Genomic DNA, 15,230 nt, shown 5'->3' on the forward strand with positions numbered 1-15,230 from the left:
GCGCCCTCGTTCGCGGGGCAAGCCCGCTCCTACAGGTTCCGCGCGTCCCTTGTAGGAGCGGGCTTGCCCCGCGACGGGCCGCAACGCGGCCCCTCAGCCCCAAAGCCCAGGAGCAGGCCCCGTGAAAGCCTTCGACCAACTGACCTTCGACAACCGCTTCGCCCGCCTGGGCGACGCCTTCTCCACCGAGGTGCTGCCCGACCCCATCGCCGAGCCACGCCTGGTGGTGGCCAGCGAGGCGGCCATGGCCCTGCTCGACCTGGACCCGGCCCAGGCCGAACTGCCGGTGTTCGCCGAGCTGTTCAGCGGCCACAAGCTGTGGGAAGAGGCCGACCCGCGTGCCATGGTCTATTCCGGCCACCAGTTCGGCTCCTACAACCCGCGCCTGGGCGATGGCCGTGGCCTGCTGCTGGGCGAAGTCCTCAACGACGCCGGCGAGCACTGGGACCTGCACCTCAAGGGCGCCGGCCAGACGCCCTATTCGCGCATGGGCGATGGCCGTGCCGTGCTGCGCTCCTCGATCCGTGAATTCCTCGCCTCCGAGGCCTTGCATGCCCTGGGCATCCCCAGCAGCCGCGCCTTGTGCGTGATCGGCTCGAGCACCACAGTCTGGCGCGAAACCCGTGAAAGCGCTGCCATGCTCCTGCGCCTGGCCCAGAGCCACATCCGCTTCGGGCATTTCGAGTACTTCTACTACACCCGCCAGCCCGAACAGCAGAAGGTGCTCATCGACCATGTGCTGGAGCAGCACTACCCCGAATGCCGCGAAGCCGAACAGCCGTACCTGGCGATGTTCCGCACCATCGTCGAGCGCAACGCCGAGCTGATCGCCTACTGGCAGGCCTACGGTTTCTGTCACGGGGTGATGAACACCGACAACATGTCGATCCTGGGCATCACCTTCGACTTCGGCCCATACGCCTTCCTCGATGATTTCGACGCCAACTTCATCTGCAACCACTCCGATGACCGCGGCCGCTACAGCTATTCCAACCAGGTGCCCATCGCCCACTGGAACCTGAGCGCCCTGGCCCAGGCCCTGACCACCGTGATCGAGGTGGAGCCTCTCAAGGAGGCCCTGGGGCTGTTCCTGCCGCTGTACCAGGCCCACTACCTGGACCTCATGCGCCGGCGCCTGGGCCTGACCACCGCCGAGGATGACGATATGGCACTGGTCGAGCGCCTGCTGCAACGCATGCAAAGCGGCGGTGTGGACTACAACCTGTTCTTCCGCAAGCTGGGCGACCGACCGGTGGCAGATGCCCTGAAGGTGGTACGCAACGACTTCATCGACCTGGCCGGTTTCGATGCGTGGAGCCAGGACTACCTGGCCCGCTGTGAACGCGAACCCACCCATGCCGAAGGCCGGCGCGCGCGCATGCATGCGGTCAACCCGCTGTACATCCTGCGCAACTACCTGGCGCAAAAGGCCATCGAAGCGGCCGAAGCCGGGGACTACGGCGAAGTGCGGCGCTTGCATCAGGTGCTGAGCAACCCATTCGAAGAACAACCCGGGATGCAGGCCTACGCCGAGCGTCCGCCCGAGTGGGGCAAGCACCTGGAAATCAGCTGCTCATCCTGAAGATCACGTACTCCTGTAGATACCGTCTTGACCCTCACCCCGCAAGGGCGATTTGAGGGTCAAACGGTTTACCGGACTTCACCACGCCATACACCAGGTGCAAAAGCTTGCGCATAGCAGCGCAAACTATCTGCTTATAGGCTTTACGCCGGCTGTTCAAACGCTCTGCCAGTGCCTTCACGACCGGGTTGTGTCTGATCGAGACCGTGCCTGACATCCACAAGCCGGCGCGCAGCCTCGGCGCTCCTGTGCGAGAAATGGTCGATTGGCCAATCTTCTCCCCCGATTGATGGATCATCGGGTTCAGACCTGCAAACGCAACAATGGCTGACGGGCTTTCGTATTTCAGCGGATCACCCAGTTCTGCGAGGATCAGTGCGGCTGTGGTATCACCCAGACCATCAATCGATGTAATCAGTTTTCGCCGTTGGCGCAGATCCGGATCGTCATCGATCGTCTGCTCAATCGCCTTGCGGGTTTTCTCTATTTCTTCGGTGATATGCCCAATTACAGCTCTGATTGACTCCTGCACAGCTGTCTGCGCCACATCCAGACGGTTCTGCTCCATCTGCTGCATTTCTTTCAGGTCGTCCAGACGCCGTACTAAGGCCCGCAAACGCCGCTGAGCTGGCGGCTCAGGCTCCCACTGACGGAGCTCATCCTGTTTTTGCTGGCCATAAGCAGCAATAACTTTGGCATCAGCCTTATCGGTTTTGACGCGTCGAAGGTCGGCCTCGGCAAACTTGGCAATTACGGCGGGATTCAGAATGCACACCCGGTAACCCTTGGCATGAAGGCAATCGGCAAGCGCCTCGTGATAAGTGCCAGTAGCCTCCATGACAACCCAGGCACGCGGTTCGGCATGTTTCTCAAGCCAGGTTGCGAACTGCTCAAAACCACTCGGATCATTGGACAGCTTGGCCTTGGTGCGAACCTTCCCATTGGGAAGTGGAGTCGCAATATCGAAGGATCGCTTGGCTACATCGACGCCAACAACAACAGACATGATCTTCTCCTTCAGACAACGAAAGTTCGATCACCCAGCACTCGGTTCAACCTTGTGAATGCGTGCTCACGCCGGGGGCGGGCACTAGATACCGTTCGAACTGTTCGAGTGGGGTTGGAGGGTCTGAGCGTTATCTACAATACGGGCTCGATGCCCTTGGAGCGGCTCCGCTTCATGACCCTCCCTCGATGATCAGTCGAGAACTTTCGCCTCTTGGAAGGCGAAAGTCGAGATACAAGGAGCGGCCTTGTGCCGCGATGGGGCGCGCAGCGGCCCTAGGACCAGCGAACGCGGTGCATCAGGATCAGGACCGCTTCGCGCCCCATCGCGGCACAAGGCCGCTCCTACAAGGGGCGCGCAAGACTTGAAGAGGAAACACCATGTTCGACCCAATGCTAATCCCATGCCCCCACTGCAACGGTCTCAACCGCCTGCCGGCCGAGCGACTGGGCGATGCCCCCAAATGCGGCCGCTGCAAACAGGACGTACTGCTGGGTAAGCCCTTCGACCTTACCGAGCGCAGCTACGCCAGCCAGATCAAAGGCGACCTGCCCCTGTTGCTCGATGTCTGGGCCGACTGGTGCGGCCCGTGCAAATCCTTCGCTCCGGTCTTCGAACAGGCCGCCCGCCAACTCACCGGCCGCTGCCGCCTGGCCAAGCTCGACAGCGAGGCCAACCGCAACCTGGCCGGGCAGCTGGGCATCCGCTCGATCCCCAGCCTGATCCTGTTCAGGAACGGCCGCGAAGTCGGTCGCCAGGCAGGGGCGTTTCCCCTCCAGTCGTTGCTGGAGTGGTTGCGTAGCCAGGGGGTCTAGGCGTTTTCTTCGAGCAGCGCATGCAACTCGACGAACTGCTGGGTCAACTTGTGCCGCGGCTCCAGATGGATCAGCGGCAAGCTGGCGTGGTGCGACTCGCGCATCTTCACCGAACTGCCCAGGTACACCGGCAACACCGGCAGGCCCTCGGCCAGCAGCTCGTCGAGCATCTGCTGCGGCAGGCTGGCCCGTGACTGGAACTGGTTGACGACGATACCTTCGACCACCAGCTCCTCGTTGTGGTCATCCCTGAGCTCCTCAATCTCCGCCAGCAGCCCATACAGGGCCTGGCGCGAGAAGCTGTCGCAATCGAAAGGAATCAATACCCGATCCGCTGCGATCAGCGCGGAAACGGCATAGAAGTTCAACGCAGGCGGGGTATCGATGTAGATCCGCTCGTAGTCCTCGTCGAGCTCGTCGAGCAACTTGCGCAGCTTGTTGATCTTGTGCTTGGCCTCGAGCTTGGGCTGCAGGTCGGCCAGCTCCGGTGTAGCGGTGACCACGTGCAGGTTGTCGAACGGCGTTTCGTAGATGTCCACCCGGTTCTTCTTGGCGAACGGCCCGCTGGAAAGGGTCTGCTTGAAGAAATCGGCGATACCCATGGGGATATCCTCGCCGGTGAGCCCGGTGAGGTACTGGGTCGAGTTGGCCTGGGCATCCAGGTCCACCAGCAAGGTCCGGTAGCCTTCATTGGCACTGACCGCCGCCAGGTTGCAGGCAATACTCGACTTGCCCACGCCCCCTTTCTGATTGAATACCACGCGCCGCATGGGAGACCTCCGTGTATCAACGAATGCCCGAGTATGTGGCCCGCGCATGACAATGACCAGTACCGCCTGCCTCAACCTTCCTACCTGCAGGCCGATATATTGCTTACACCGTTCATCGGAAAATGCCGGCAAACGATAGAACCTTTCATCCCTGGCCGGCGACTTGCCCGTTCGCCATTGTCCAACGGGTATTTGCTACAGATCGCCTGCACCGGGATAATGCGCGCCACTCGACGAGCACCAATCCCTGTCAGGTCATTGTTCCGACGCATTCCTTGGCCAAAGGAAGTCTTTCAGGGCGGGAACCAGACACATCGTGATCACTTTCAACATCAGCCAATGGCGCGCCTGGGCCCCTGGCCTGCAGACGCCTGCTGACTGGCGTGCCTGGGCCGAGGGTAGGTCACTGCCGCAGGGCGACGGCCCGGCGCCGGACGTTTCGTTCCTGCCAGCCCTGCAACGCAGGCGCCTGGGCCTGTTGGCACGTATGGCGTTCGCCGTCGGCTGGCCATTGGCCGAGGGCCACGACGCGCTGCCGCTGGTATATGCGTCGCGCCATGGCGAAACGCCGCGCACCTTCTCCATGCTCGGCGAACTCGCCCAGGGCCAGCCACTCTCGCCGACGCAGTTCAGCCTCTCGGTGCACAACGCGGTGATCGGGCTGTGGTCGATCATGCGTGGGCAGACCTGCGAGATGACCGCCCTGGCCGCCGCAGGCGATGGTTTCGAGCAAGGCCTGCTGGAGGCTGCCGGCCTGCTGCACGACGGTGCACCCGCAGTGCTGCTGATCGTGGCCGAGGAGACGCCACCCGAGGCCTACAGCCCATCGGTCGAAGATGTGCCCTTCAGCTATGCCCTCGGCCTGTTGCTCACCCCCGGCAGCCAGTGGCGCCTGGACATGGCCCCCGGCAGCAGCACCACCCCCGCCGCCCTGCCCCACGCCCTGAACTGGCTGAAGAACCTGCTCGCCGGCCAGGCCCGACTCACTCACCCAGGAGCCCTGCGGTCATGGAACTGGCATCGGCTCGCGTGAACAGGCCAACGGACGCCTACCCCTGGCGCCTGCTGGCGACCGCGCTGAGCTTCGCCGTTTTCGGCGTCGGCAGTCTGTGTCTGCGTGTGCTGGTGTTCCCGTTGCTGGCCTGCCTGCCCGGTGGCGCGGCGCGTCACCAACGCCGTGCCCGACGTACCATCGGCTGGCTGTTCTGGCGTTTCATCCGCTTCATGCGGGTCACCGGCGTGCTGACCTATGAGGTGGAGGGGGCCGAGCGCCTGGGGCGCTCCGGCCAGCTGGTCATCGCCAACCACCCCTCACTGATCGACGTGGTGTTCCTCATCGGCCTGGCGCGCAACGCCAACTGCGTGGTGAAGCAAAGCCTGTTCGACAACCTGTTCACCCGCGGCCCGGTGCGTGAAGCGGGCTATATCGGCAACGACGGCAGCCTGCAGATGCTGGAAACCGCCGCCGCGACCCTGCGCCAGGGCCAGCCGCTGATCATCTTCCCCGAAGGTACCCGTACCCCGCCCGGCCAGGCCCCGGCCTTTCATCGTGGCGCCGCGGCCATCGCCCTGCGCGGTGCGAAAATCATCACACCGGTGACGATCAGCGTCAGCCCCAGCACACTGACCAAGCATGAGCCCTGGTACCGCATCCCGCACCGCCGCGTGCACTTTCGCCTGCGCGTCGGCGCCGACATCGACCCGGCCACCTTCGCCGCGCTGGGCCCGGCTCCGGTGGCCTCGCGCCGCCTCAACGACTACCTGCACCAGTACTTCTTCAAGGAGCTCGCCGAAGATGAGCGATCCACACAACCTGCACCGTGATATCAAGCAACTGATCATCGACGCCCTGGGCCTGGAGGACATCGGCGTCCAGGACATCGATGACCAGCAACCGCTGTTCGGCGAAGGCCTGGGCCTGGATTCGGTGGATGCCCTGGAACTGGGCCTGGCCCTGCAGAAGCGCTTCGGCATCAAGATCGATGCCGACGCCAAGGACACCCGTTCCCATTTCACCAATGTCGCCACCTTGGCGGCATTCATCACTGCCCGACAGGCTGCCTGAGACCGCACCATGCAAAACCGCGAAGCCATCTTCAACCTTCTGCGCGATGCCCTGGTCGAGCTGTTCGAGCTCGATCCGGCCAGCATTCGCCCGGAGTCCCACCTCTACCAGGACCTGGAAATCGACAGCATCGACGCCATCGATCTGATCGACCATATCAAGCGTCAGACCGGCAAGAAGATCACCGCCGAGGACTTCAAGTCCGTGCGCACCGTCGAGGATGTGGTCGAGGCGGTGCACCGCCTGGTGAATTCCGCCGCATGAAGCGCCTGGTCGGCCTCGGCCTGGTGCTGGCCGGGGTGCTCTACCCCTTCGCCGTGCACTACGGCCTGGCCCGTTTCGCCCCCTGGCAATTCGCCCTGGTGCTCGCCATATTGTGGCTGGCCCGCGCTTTGGGCGCGCCGCGCCGGCCCGGCAACCTGTGGATGACCACCATCGCCTTGGCCTTCTGCGCGCTGCTGGCACTGTCCGACAGCCGCCAGCTGCTGCGCTGGTACCCGGTGCTGGTCAATGGGTTCCTGCTGGCGCTGTTCGCCTCCAGCCTCAGGTACGGGCCACCGTTGGTGGAACGCCTGGCACGCTTGCGCGAGCCGCAGCTGCCTGCCGCCGCTATTACCTACACACGTCGGGTGACCCAGGTCTGGTGCCTGTTCTTCCTGGCCAACGGCCTCATCGCCGCAGGCCTGACCCTATGGGCGCCGCTGGCCTGGTGGACCCTCTACAACGGCCTGATCGCCTATCTGGCCATGGGGCTGCTGTTCGCCGTGGAATGGCTGGCCAGGCAACGTATGCGAGCACGCTCATGAACTGGATCGAACCCCAGCACCTGCTGCAGCCACAGGCCGCCCCTCGGGTCGTTACCCGCGCGCCTGCGCTGGACCACGCCACCCTCTGCCAGGCCGCCCTGTGCCTGGCAGGTGGCCTGCGCGAACGTGGCGTGCAGCGCCTGGCGGTGCACTTGGAGGATGCCGGCGAACTGGCCATTGCCTTGCTGGGCGCCTGGCGAGCCGGGGCCCAGGTACTGCTGCCCGCCGACCTGCAGCCACAGACCCGTGCGCGCTGGAGCGACCAGGTCGAGCTGTGGCTCAGCGACCAGCCGGGCGACCACAGCCTGGCGTCGCTTTCAGGCGTACCGCTGGCACCTGCCGACCTGGACCTGGATGCCTGCCGGATCAGCCTATGCACCTCAGGCTCCAGCGGCGAGCCCAAGCGCATCGACAAGCAACTGCGCCAGCTGGCCAACGAAGTGCAAGCCCTTGAGCGCCTCTGGGGCTCCGACCTGGGCGATGCCTGGATCATCGGCAGCGTCGCCACCCAACACATCTACGGGTTGTTGTTCCGCGTCCTCTGGCCGCTGTGCGCCGGGCGCGGCTTCCTGCGTCGCCAGCTGCCCTTCCCGGAGGACCTGCAGCGTGCCAGCCGCGAACAGCCGGGCTTCGCCTGGGTGGCGAGCCCGGCACTGCTCAAGCGCATGGGCGACAACCTCGATTGGCCAGCCCTGGGCCAGGTGCGCCGGGTGTTCTCCTCCGGCGGTGCCCTGCCCGAGGACGCCGCGCAGCAGTTGCATCGGCGCCTGGGCCAATGGCCGGTGGAGATTCTCGGAAGCTCCGAGACCGGTGGCATCGCCTGGCGCGAAGGCGATGCCCCATGGCGTCCATTCGAAGGCATTACCCTGAGCCAATCGGCGGACGGCGCCCTGTGTGTCGCCTCGCCCTACCTGCCGCAAGGCCATGTCGAACACACCGCCGATGCCGTGCAGTTCACCGACGATGGCCGCTTCCACCTGCTTGGGCGCCTGGACCGCATCGTCAAGCTCGAAGAAAAGCGCATCTCGCTGCCGCTGCTGGAGCAGGCGCTGTGCGCCCATGAATGGGTCAGCGAAGCGCGACTGGGCGTTGTGCAGCAAGGCCGTGCGTTCCTCGGCGTCTTGCTCGTGCCCAGCCCCGCTGGCCTGCATCAGCTGCGTACCCAGGGGCGTCGTGCCCTGCTCGATACGCTGCGCCAGCACCTGGCGCAACATTGCGAGCGCCTGGCCCTGCCACGGCGCTGGCGCCTGCTGCGGCAACTGCCGCTCAACGGCCAGGGCAAACTGCCCCAGGCGCAGGTCCAAGCACTGCTGCAGGCCCCACGCAACAATGCTCCAGACGTGCTCCAGGCGACACCTGACGACCAACAACTGAGCCTGCGCCTGGCGGTACCGGCGGACCTGGCCTGCTTCACCGGCCACTTTCCCACCACCCCCATTCTGCCCGGCGTGGTGCAGGTCGACTGGGCCATGACCCTGGCCACGCCCCTGCTGCCGCAAGGGCTGCGCTTCGCCGGCATGGAAGTGCTGAAGTTCCAGCAACTGGTTCGCCCAGGCGACGAACTGGAGCTGACCCTGCGCTACGATGCCCAGCGCGGCAAACTGTACTTCACCTACGCCAGCAACGGCCAGGCCTGCTCCAGCGGCCGTATTCTCCTGGAGCCCGGCCGTGCATAAGCCTTGCGCCGTGATCCCGGTATACGACCATGAACACGCCGTGCCGGCGGTGGTCACCCAGGTGCTCGGCACCGGGTTGCCTTGCGTGCTGGTGGATGATGCCAGCCACGCGCCTTGCGCCGAGGTGCTGGATCAGTTGGCCAGGCAGGAGCAGGTGTTCCTGGTGCGCCTGGCCGTCAACCAGGGCAAGGGCGGCGCGGTGATGGCCGGCCTGCGCGAAGCCGCCCGGCTGGGCTTCACCCATGCCTTGCAGGTGGACGCCGATGGCCAGCACGACCTTGCCGATGTCCACGCATTCCTGGCCGACTCGAGGGCTTGCCCACAGGCCCTGGTGTGCGGTTATCCACAGTACGACGCCAGCGTGCCCAAGGGGCGCCTCTATGGGCGCTACCTGACCCACGTCTGGGTGTGGATCAACACCTTGTCGCTGGCCATCCCGGACTCGATGTGCGGGTTTCGCGTGTACCCGCTCGTCCCAACCCTGGCGTTGCTGGACAGGGTACGCCTCGGGCGGCGCATGGATTTCGACACGGAGGTCCTGGTGCGCCTGGCCTGGCGCGGGCAGCCGATGCGCTGGCGGCCGATCCGGGTGCATTACCCGAGCGATGGCGTCTCGCATTTTCGCCTGCTGCGCGACAACGTGCTGATCTCGCGGATGCACGCCCGGCTGTTCTTCGGCATGCTGCTGCGCGCCCCGCAGATCCTCTGGCGCAGGTGGCGACGATGAGCCGCCCTTCCCGGCACTGGGCCGAACAGCGCGAACGCGGCAGCTTCTGGCTGATGAAGCTGACCGCCGTGCTGGTGCGTCTGCTCGGTCGACGCCTGCTCAGTCCGTTGATCCACGGCATCGTTTTGTATTTCTTCCTGTTCGGTCGCAAGGCCCGGCGCAGCGCCTGGCAGTACCAGCAACGGCTGGCCGCCTGGAGCGGCGGCCAGGTACCGGCACCGACCCATGGGCGAGTGTTCGGCCAGTTCATGGCCTTCGCCGACGCCTTGCTGGACAAGCTGGACGCCTGGAACGGTCGACTACGCCTTGAAGATATCGAGATCGACGACCCCAGCCAGCTACGCCGGCAATTGCGCGGCCGCCGTGGGCAGATGTTGGTCGGCGCACACCTGGGCAACCTGGAAGTCTGCCGGGCCCTGGCGGAGTTGGGCGAGCGGGTGACCATGAACGTACTGGTGCACACCCGCCACGCCGAACGCTTCAACCGCCTGCTGGGCGAGGCCGGAGCCAGCCACCTGCGGCTGATCCAGGTCAGCGAGCTGGACCCGGCGATCATGCTGCAACTGTCCGAGCGCCTGGAGCGCGGCGAATGGCTGGCCATCGCCGGCGACCGCGTGCCTTTGCACGGCAGCCGCACCGTGGCCGTGGACTTTCTCGGCCACCGGGCGGCCTTCCCCCAAGGCCCCTGGCTCCTGGCGGGCCTGCTGGGCTGCCCGGTCAACCTGCTGTTCTGCCTCAAGCACCAGGGCCGCTACCGGATCACCCTGGAGCCATTCGCCGAGCACCTGCAGTGGCGCCGCGACCTGCGCGAGCAGGTGATTGCCGAATGGGCCGGGCGCTATGCCGCCCGCCTAGGTCATTATTGTCTGCAGGCCCCTGGCCAGTGGTTCAACTTCTACCCTTTCTGGAACGACGATGACGACGCATCCCCATGAGCCCGTGACCTTTGGCGAGGCCCCGCTCGCCATCGAGGACATCCTGGCCCTGAGCCAACGCCAGGCCCGCCCGCTGTTGCAGGAAGACGCCGCGTACCGCGAGCGCATCGCCCGCGGCACGCGTTTCGTCGACAGCCTGCTGGACAAGGAAGGGGTGATCTACGGCGTCACCACCGGCTATGGCGACTCCTGCGTGGTGGCCGTGCCGCTGGAGCATGTCGAGGCCTTGCCGCGCCACCTGTACACCTTCCACGGCTGTGGCCTTGGCCGGCTGCTCGACGCGCCGGCCACACGGGCGGTGCTGGCGGCCCGGCTGCGCTCACTGAGCCACGGCATGTCGGGGGTGCGCGTGGCGTTGCTGGAGCGCCTGCAGGCGTTTCTCGAGCACGACATCCTGCCGCTGATTCCCGAGGAAGGCTCGGTCGGCGCCAGCGGCGACCTGACACCGCTGTCCTACGTCGCTGCAGCCTTGTCGGGCGAGCGCGAAGTGATGTACCTGGGGCAGCGCCGTGACAGCGCCGATGTACACCGCGAGCTGGGCTGGCAGCCCCTGGTGCTGCGCCCCAAGGAGGCCCTGGCGCTGATGAACGGCACCGCGGTGATGACCGGCCTGGCCTGCCTGGCCTATGCCCGCGCGGATTACCTGCTGCACCTGGCCACGCGCATCACGGCGCTGAACGTCATCGCCCTGCAAGGCAACCCCGAGCACTTCGACGAGCGCCTGTTCGCCGCCAAGCCACACCCCGGCCAGAACCAGGTCGCCGCCTGGTTGCGCCAGGACCTGGCCATCGAGGCCCCGGCGGCACCCCTACACCGCTTGCAGGATCGCTACTCGCTGCGTTGCGCGCCCCATGTGCTGGGCGTGCTGGCCGACAGCCTGGGCTGGTTGCGCAGCTTCATCGAGACCGAGCTCAACAGCGCCAACGACAACCCGATCATCGACGGCGACGCCGAGCGGGTGCTGCATGGCGGGCATTTCTATGGCGGCCATATCGCGTTCGCCATGGACAGCCTCAAGACCCTGGTAGCCAATGTCGCCGACCTGCTCGACCGCCAGCTGGCGCTGCTGGTGGACGCGCGCTACAACCATGGCCTGCCCAGCAACCTGTCCGGCGCCGAGCCCGGGCGCGCGATGCTCAACCATGGCTTCAAGGCCGTGCAGATCGGCGCCAGTGCCTGGACCGCCGAGGCCCTCAAGCTGACCCTGCCGGCCAGCGTGTTCTCGCGCTCCACCGAGTGCCACAACCAGGACAAAGTGAGCATGGGCACCATCGCCGCCCGGGATGCCTTGCGCGTGCTGGAGCTGAGCGAACAGGTGGCCGCAGCGACTCTGTTGGCCGCCAACCAGGGGGTGTGGCTGCGCGGCCGTGCGGCCGATGCCAACCCGTTGCCGCCGGCACTGGCAAGCATGCATGCTGCCCTGCTGCAGGACTTCGCCCCCGTCATCGAGGACCGCGCTCTGGAGCGCGAACTGCGCCTGTGCCTGGCGCGTATCGGCGAACGCCACTGGAGGCTGCATGCGTAAGCCTGGGGTATTCCATGTGGACACGGAGATCCTCGTGCCCTTCTTCGATGTCGACAGCATGCACATCGTCTGGCACGGCCACTACGTCAAGTATCTGGAAGTAGCCCGTTGCGCCCTGCTCGAACGCCTGGGCCACGACTACCCGCGCATGCAGGCCAGCGGCTACATGTGGCCGGTGATCGACCTGCAACTGCGCTACATTCGCGGCGCCACCTTCGGCCAGCGCCTGAAGGTACGTGCCAGCCTGGTGGAATGGGAGCATCGCCTGAAGATCAACTACCTGATCAGCGATGCACTCAGCGGCGAGCGCATGACCCGCGCCAGCACGGTACAGGTCGCGGTGCACATCGACAGCGGCGAAATGCAGCTGGCCTCGCCCCAGGCCATGCTCGACGCCGTCGGCAAGGTGCTGGCATGAGGCGCCTGGCCGGCTACCTGCTGATGGCCGCCTTGCTGTTGGCCAGCCGGCAGGCCATGGCGTTCAGCCTGGATGATCTGCAAAAACAGCTCGGTGCTTCGGCAGTGGTGAAGGGCCCCTTCGTCCAGGAGAAGCACTTGCGCGCCCTGCCCCAACCGCTGGTGAGCCAGGGCCGCTTCGTCCTGGCCCGGGACCACGGGTTGCTCTGGCTGCTGCAGACACCGCTGCGCCAGGACTACCGCATCACCGCCGACGGCATAGCCCGGCGCGACGCCAGTGGTTGGCAGAAGCTGCCCAGCCAGAGTGCCGGGGCGCAGCAGAACCGCCTGTTCTTCGCCGTGCTGCAAGGCGACAGCAGTGGCCTGCAGCGCGACTTCGAACTGAGCCTCACCGGCGATGCCGAACACTGGCAATTGCACCTGGTGCCTCGTTCGTTGCTGCTCAAGCAGGTGTTCACCCACATCGATATTGCCGGCGGGCGTTTCGTGGACCGTATCGTGCTGGCCGAAACCCAGGGCGACAGCACCGTGCTGCGTATGCCTGGCAGCACCGGCGCCACGGCCTTGAGCGATTCGGAGCGCAGTGACTTTGCCGACTGAACGACTGCTGCCCAGGCTGTTCCTGGCCCTGTTGCTGGCCGTGCTCGCCCTGGCCGGTTGGCAATGGCATCGCGGCGCCCCCGTTTCCGCTGACCTGATGACCCTGGTGCCAGGGGCTGCGCAGGACGAACTGGTCGCACGCGCCGAGCAGCGCATGCAAGCGCCGCTCAACCGCCAGCTGCTGGTACTGGTCGGTCATGCCGACCGCCAGCAGGCGCTGGACCTGGCCGAGCGCCTGGCGGGCCAGTGGCAGGCCAGCGGCCTGTTCGAGCAGGTGCAATGGAACCTGCAGACCGACCTGCAGGCCATGCGCGCCCAGATGCTGCAAGGCCGCCTGGCGATGCTCGGCGCCACCGACCGCCAACAGCTGCTGACACAGCCCGACACCTTCATCGAACAACGCGTGCAGGCGCTGTTCGACCCTTTCGCAGGCTTCAGCCTGCTGGCCAACCAGGACGACTGGCTGGGCCTGGGTGCGCGCGTCCAGGCCAGCCAACCGAAACCCGCCAATGTCGAGCTGGACACGGCCAGCGGCGCCCTGGTCGCGGAGGCAGGCGGTAGGCACTGGGTGATGCTGCGTGCCAGCACCCGGGGCGATGCCTTCGACCTGCAGCTGCCGTTGCAGATCGCCGACCTGCTCGCCATCGGCCGTCAGCAGGCCGAACAGCAAGGTGCCCAACTGCTGGCCGCCAGTGGGCTGCTGCATGCGGCCAGCGGACAGCGCCAGGCCAACCAGGAAATCACTTGGGTCGGCGGCGGCGCCACGCTGGGTATCCTTCTGTTGTTGCTGCTGGCGTTCCGTCGCTGGCAGGCCCTGTTGGCCTTCGTGCCGGTGCTGGTGGGCATGCTGTTCGGCACGGTGATCTGCACGGCCCTGTTCGGCCGCGTGCATGTCATGACCCTGGTGCTGGGTTCGAGCCTGATCGGCGTGGCGGTGGACTACCCGCTGCACTACCTGTCCAAGAGCTGGAGCCTGCGCCCCTGGCACAGCTGGACAGCCGTGCGTCTGACCTTGCCCGGGCTGAGCCTGAGCCTGGCGACCACCTGCATCGGCTACCTGGCGCTGGCCTTCACGCCCTTCCCGGCGCTGACCCAGATCGCGGCATTTTCCGCCGCCGGCCTGGTCGGCGCCTACCTGAGCGCGGTGTGCCTGCTGCCGGCCTTGTTCGGCGGCACGCAGCTGCGCCCGGCGCGCTGGCCGCTGCGTATCGCCCAGAGGCTGACCGACCTGCGCGAACGTGTGTTGGCCAAGGTACCGAGCGCCGCCCTGCTTGCCCTGCTGCTGGCGTTCTGCGCTGCAGGTTTGTGGCAGCTGCAGACACGAAACGACATCCGCCAGTGGGTCGGTGCACCGCCACAGCTGCTCGAAGAAGCCCAGGCCGTGGCCCGGATCACGGGCTACCAGCCGACCAGCCAGTTCTACCTGGTGCGCGCCAGCGATGAAACACAGCTGCTCGAGCGCCTGCAGACACTGGCCGGCAAACTCGATGAACTGGTCGACCTGGGCAAGCTCAAGGGCTACATGACGCTCAGCCAGCGGGTGGCCAGCCCGGCGCAGCAACGGCAGTTGCAGCAGGCCTTGGGGCAGTTGCCCGACCACTGGCAACCCCTGCTGGCCCTGGGGGTGCCTGAAACAGCCTTGCGCGGCGAGCTGCAGCAGCTGCAGGCCTTGCCCCTGCTGACGATCGACCAGGTACTCACCGGGCCGCTGGGCGAAGCCTGGCGGCCGCTGTGGCTGGGCAGCACCGACGATGGCGTGGCCGCCGTCGTCAGCCTGCAAGGCCAGGGCGATGTCGCCCTGCTTCGCCTGCAGGCTCAGGATTTGCCGGGCGTGCAGTTGGTCGACCGCTTGGGCGAACTCAACCAGCTGTTCGCCGCCACCCAGGTCAGCGCCGCCGAACTCAAGCTGCTGTCCTGTGGGCTGATCCTGGTACTGCTGGTGCTGCCCTTCGGGCTGGGCGCGGCCTTGCGCATCGTCGCCCTGCCGCTGCTGGCGGCGTTGTGCAGCCTGGCCTGCCTCGGCTGGCTGGGGCAGCCACTGACCCTGTTCAGCCTGTTCGGCCTGCTGCTGGTGACCGCCATCGGCGTGGACTATGCCATCCTGATGCATGAGCGCATCGGCGGTACCGAGGTCAGCCTGCTGGGCACCTTGCTGGCGGCGGCCACCACTTGGTTGTCGTTCGGCCTGCTGGCGCTGTCCAGCACGCCGGCAGTGAGCAACTTCGGCCTGGCCGTAAGCCTGGGGCTGGTGTTCAGCTTCCTGCTGGCGCCTTGGGCGGCGAGCCGTGAGCAAGGGACATAGCGCC

At 66.1% G+C, this 15,230-nt stretch carries 16 protein-coding genes; 14 read left to right on the top strand and 2 right to left on the bottom strand.

The genetic code is table 11. The annotated features are described in order from the left end of the window. Positions 1–121: 121 nt before the first annotated feature. Positions 122–1,582, top strand: coding sequence for a protein adenylyltransferase SelO (selO, locus tag ACXHGZ_RS19900; RefSeq protein WP_480461136.1), 1,461 nt, complete (start codon positions 122–124; stop codon positions 1,580–1,582). 34 nt (positions 1,583–1,616) lie between these two features. Here the strand turns inward: selO and ACXHGZ_RS19905 are convergent, their stop codons facing one another. Next, positions 1,617–2,588, bottom strand: a complete 972-nt coding sequence (locus ACXHGZ_RS19905) for an IS110 family RNA-guided transposase (RefSeq protein ID WP_480460242.1) — start codon at positions 2,586–2,588, stop codon at positions 1,617–1,619. A 380-nt stretch (positions 2,589–2,968) separates the two neighbouring features. On the opposite strand from ACXHGZ_RS19905, the gene trxC reads away from it, so the two are divergent. Further along, positions 2,969–3,403: a thioredoxin TrxC gene (gene trxC / locus ACXHGZ_RS19910; protein WP_480461137.1), complete on the top strand. Its 435-nt coding sequence runs from the start codon at positions 2,969–2,971 to the stop codon at positions 3,401–3,403. Here trxC and ACXHGZ_RS19915 read toward each other — a convergent pair. Further along, the gene (locus ACXHGZ_RS19915) at positions 3,400–4,173 is read right to left on the bottom strand and encodes a ParA family protein (protein WP_224457213.1); all 774 of its coding nucleotides are present in this window, start codon (positions 4,171–4,173) and stop codon (positions 3,400–3,402) included. The two genes, trxC and ACXHGZ_RS19915, sit on opposite strands and share 4 nt — an antisense overlap. Positions 4,174–4,489: 316 nt before the next feature. Between ACXHGZ_RS19915 and ACXHGZ_RS19920 the strand changes: the two genes are divergently transcribed. From ACXHGZ_RS19920 to ACXHGZ_RS19975, 12 genes are read left to right on the top strand one after another with little or no spacing between them, the layout of a single operon-like run. Then, positions 4,490–5,206 (top strand): beta-ketoacyl synthase chain length factor, encoded by a 717-nt coding sequence (locus ACXHGZ_RS19920; protein ID WP_480461139.1) that lies wholly within the window; start codon positions 4,490–4,492, stop codon positions 5,204–5,206. Then, positions 5,182–5,997: a lysophospholipid acyltransferase family protein gene (locus ACXHGZ_RS19925; protein ID WP_480461140.1), complete on the top strand. Its 816-nt coding sequence runs from the start codon at positions 5,182–5,184 to the stop codon at positions 5,995–5,997. The genes ACXHGZ_RS19920 and ACXHGZ_RS19925 overlap by 25 nt, the downstream gene beginning before the upstream one ends. Beyond that, the gene (locus tag ACXHGZ_RS19930) at positions 5,969–6,238 is read left to right on the top strand and encodes a phosphopantetheine-binding protein (RefSeq protein ID WP_084853900.1); all 270 of its coding nucleotides are present in this window, start codon (positions 5,969–5,971) and stop codon (positions 6,236–6,238) included. Before ACXHGZ_RS19925 ends, ACXHGZ_RS19930 begins: the two co-directional genes overlap by 29 nt. Positions 6,239–6,247: 9 nt before the next feature. Beyond that, positions 6,248–6,502: an acyl carrier protein gene (locus ACXHGZ_RS19935; protein WP_084853898.1), complete on the top strand. Its 255-nt coding sequence runs from the start codon at positions 6,248–6,250 to the stop codon at positions 6,500–6,502. Next, positions 6,499–7,044, top strand: a complete 546-nt coding sequence (locus ACXHGZ_RS19940; protein ID WP_480461143.1) for a COG4648 family protein — start codon at positions 6,499–6,501, stop codon at positions 7,042–7,044. The genes ACXHGZ_RS19935 and ACXHGZ_RS19940 overlap by 4 nt, the downstream gene beginning before the upstream one ends. Further along, positions 7,041–8,720, top strand: a complete 1,680-nt coding sequence (locus ACXHGZ_RS19945) for an ApeI family dehydratase (RefSeq protein ID WP_480461144.1) — start codon at positions 7,041–7,043, stop codon at positions 8,718–8,720. Before ACXHGZ_RS19940 ends, ACXHGZ_RS19945 begins: the two co-directional genes overlap by 4 nt. After that, positions 8,713–9,447, top strand: coding sequence for a glycosyltransferase family 2 protein (locus ACXHGZ_RS19950; RefSeq protein WP_480461145.1), 735 nt, complete (start codon positions 8,713–8,715; stop codon positions 9,445–9,447). Before ACXHGZ_RS19945 ends, ACXHGZ_RS19950 begins: the two co-directional genes overlap by 8 nt. Next, the gene (locus ACXHGZ_RS19955; protein ID WP_480461146.1) at positions 9,444–10,382 is read left to right on the top strand and encodes a lysophospholipid acyltransferase family protein; all 939 of its coding nucleotides are present in this window, start codon (positions 9,444–9,446) and stop codon (positions 10,380–10,382) included. Before ACXHGZ_RS19950 ends, ACXHGZ_RS19955 begins: the two co-directional genes overlap by 4 nt. Further along, positions 10,363–11,907 (top strand): HAL/PAL/TAL family ammonia-lyase, encoded by a 1,545-nt coding sequence (locus ACXHGZ_RS19960; protein ID WP_480461147.1) that lies wholly within the window; start codon positions 10,363–10,365, stop codon positions 11,905–11,907. Before ACXHGZ_RS19955 ends, ACXHGZ_RS19960 begins: the two co-directional genes overlap by 20 nt. Next, the gene (locus tag ACXHGZ_RS19965; protein ID WP_084853888.1) at positions 11,900–12,325 is read left to right on the top strand and encodes an acyl-CoA thioesterase; all 426 of its coding nucleotides are present in this window, start codon (positions 11,900–11,902) and stop codon (positions 12,323–12,325) included. The genes ACXHGZ_RS19960 and ACXHGZ_RS19965 overlap by 8 nt, the downstream gene beginning before the upstream one ends. After that, positions 12,322–12,924: an outer membrane lipoprotein carrier protein LolA gene (locus ACXHGZ_RS19970; protein WP_480461149.1), complete on the top strand. Its 603-nt coding sequence runs from the start codon at positions 12,322–12,324 to the stop codon at positions 12,922–12,924. Before ACXHGZ_RS19965 ends, ACXHGZ_RS19970 begins: the two co-directional genes overlap by 4 nt. Next, the gene (locus tag ACXHGZ_RS19975; protein ID WP_480464105.1) at positions 12,914–15,226 is read left to right on the top strand and encodes an MMPL family transporter; all 2,313 of its coding nucleotides are present in this window, start codon (positions 12,914–12,916) and stop codon (positions 15,224–15,226) included. The genes ACXHGZ_RS19970 and ACXHGZ_RS19975 overlap by 11 nt, the downstream gene beginning before the upstream one ends. Positions 15,227–15,230: the final 4 nt, after the last annotated feature.

The organism is Pseudomonas shiyinii, from assembly GCF_056725765.1.

Bases quoted from the DNA above. Each gene is read 5' to 3' on its own strand.
- ACXHGZ_RS19905 (WP_480460242.1), bottom strand. From the start codon at position 2,588: ATGTCTGTTGTTGTTGGCGTCGATGTAGCCAAGCGATCCTTCGATATT.
- trxC (WP_480461137.1), top strand. From the start codon at position 2,969: ATGTTCGACCCAATGCTAATCCCATGCCCCCACTGCAACGGTCTCAAC.
- ACXHGZ_RS19915 (WP_224457213.1), bottom strand. From the start codon at position 4,173: ATGCGGCGCGTGGTATTCAATCAGAAAGGGGGCGTGGGCAAGTCGAGT.
- ACXHGZ_RS19925 (WP_480461140.1), top strand. From the start codon at position 5,182: ATGGAACTGGCATCGGCTCGCGTGAACAGGCCAACGGACGCCTACCCC.
- ACXHGZ_RS19930 (WP_084853900.1), top strand. From the start codon at position 5,969: ATGAGCGATCCACACAACCTGCACCGTGATATCAAGCAACTGATCATC.
- ACXHGZ_RS19935 (WP_084853898.1), top strand. From the start codon at position 6,248: ATGCAAAACCGCGAAGCCATCTTCAACCTTCTGCGCGATGCCCTGGTC.
- ACXHGZ_RS19940 (WP_480461143.1), top strand. From the start codon at position 6,499: ATGAAGCGCCTGGTCGGCCTCGGCCTGGTGCTGGCCGGGGTGCTCTAC.
- ACXHGZ_RS19945 (WP_480461144.1), top strand. From the start codon at position 7,041: ATGAACTGGATCGAACCCCAGCACCTGCTGCAGCCACAGGCCGCCCCT.
- ACXHGZ_RS19955 (WP_480461146.1), top strand. From the start codon at position 9,444: ATGAGCCGCCCTTCCCGGCACTGGGCCGAACAGCGCGAACGCGGCAGC.
- ACXHGZ_RS19960 (WP_480461147.1), top strand. From the start codon at position 10,363: ATGACGACGCATCCCCATGAGCCCGTGACCTTTGGCGAGGCCCCGCTC.
- ACXHGZ_RS19965 (WP_084853888.1), top strand. From the start codon at position 11,900: ATGCGTAAGCCTGGGGTATTCCATGTGGACACGGAGATCCTCGTGCCC.
- ACXHGZ_RS19970 (WP_480461149.1), top strand. From the start codon at position 12,322: ATGAGGCGCCTGGCCGGCTACCTGCTGATGGCCGCCTTGCTGTTGGCC.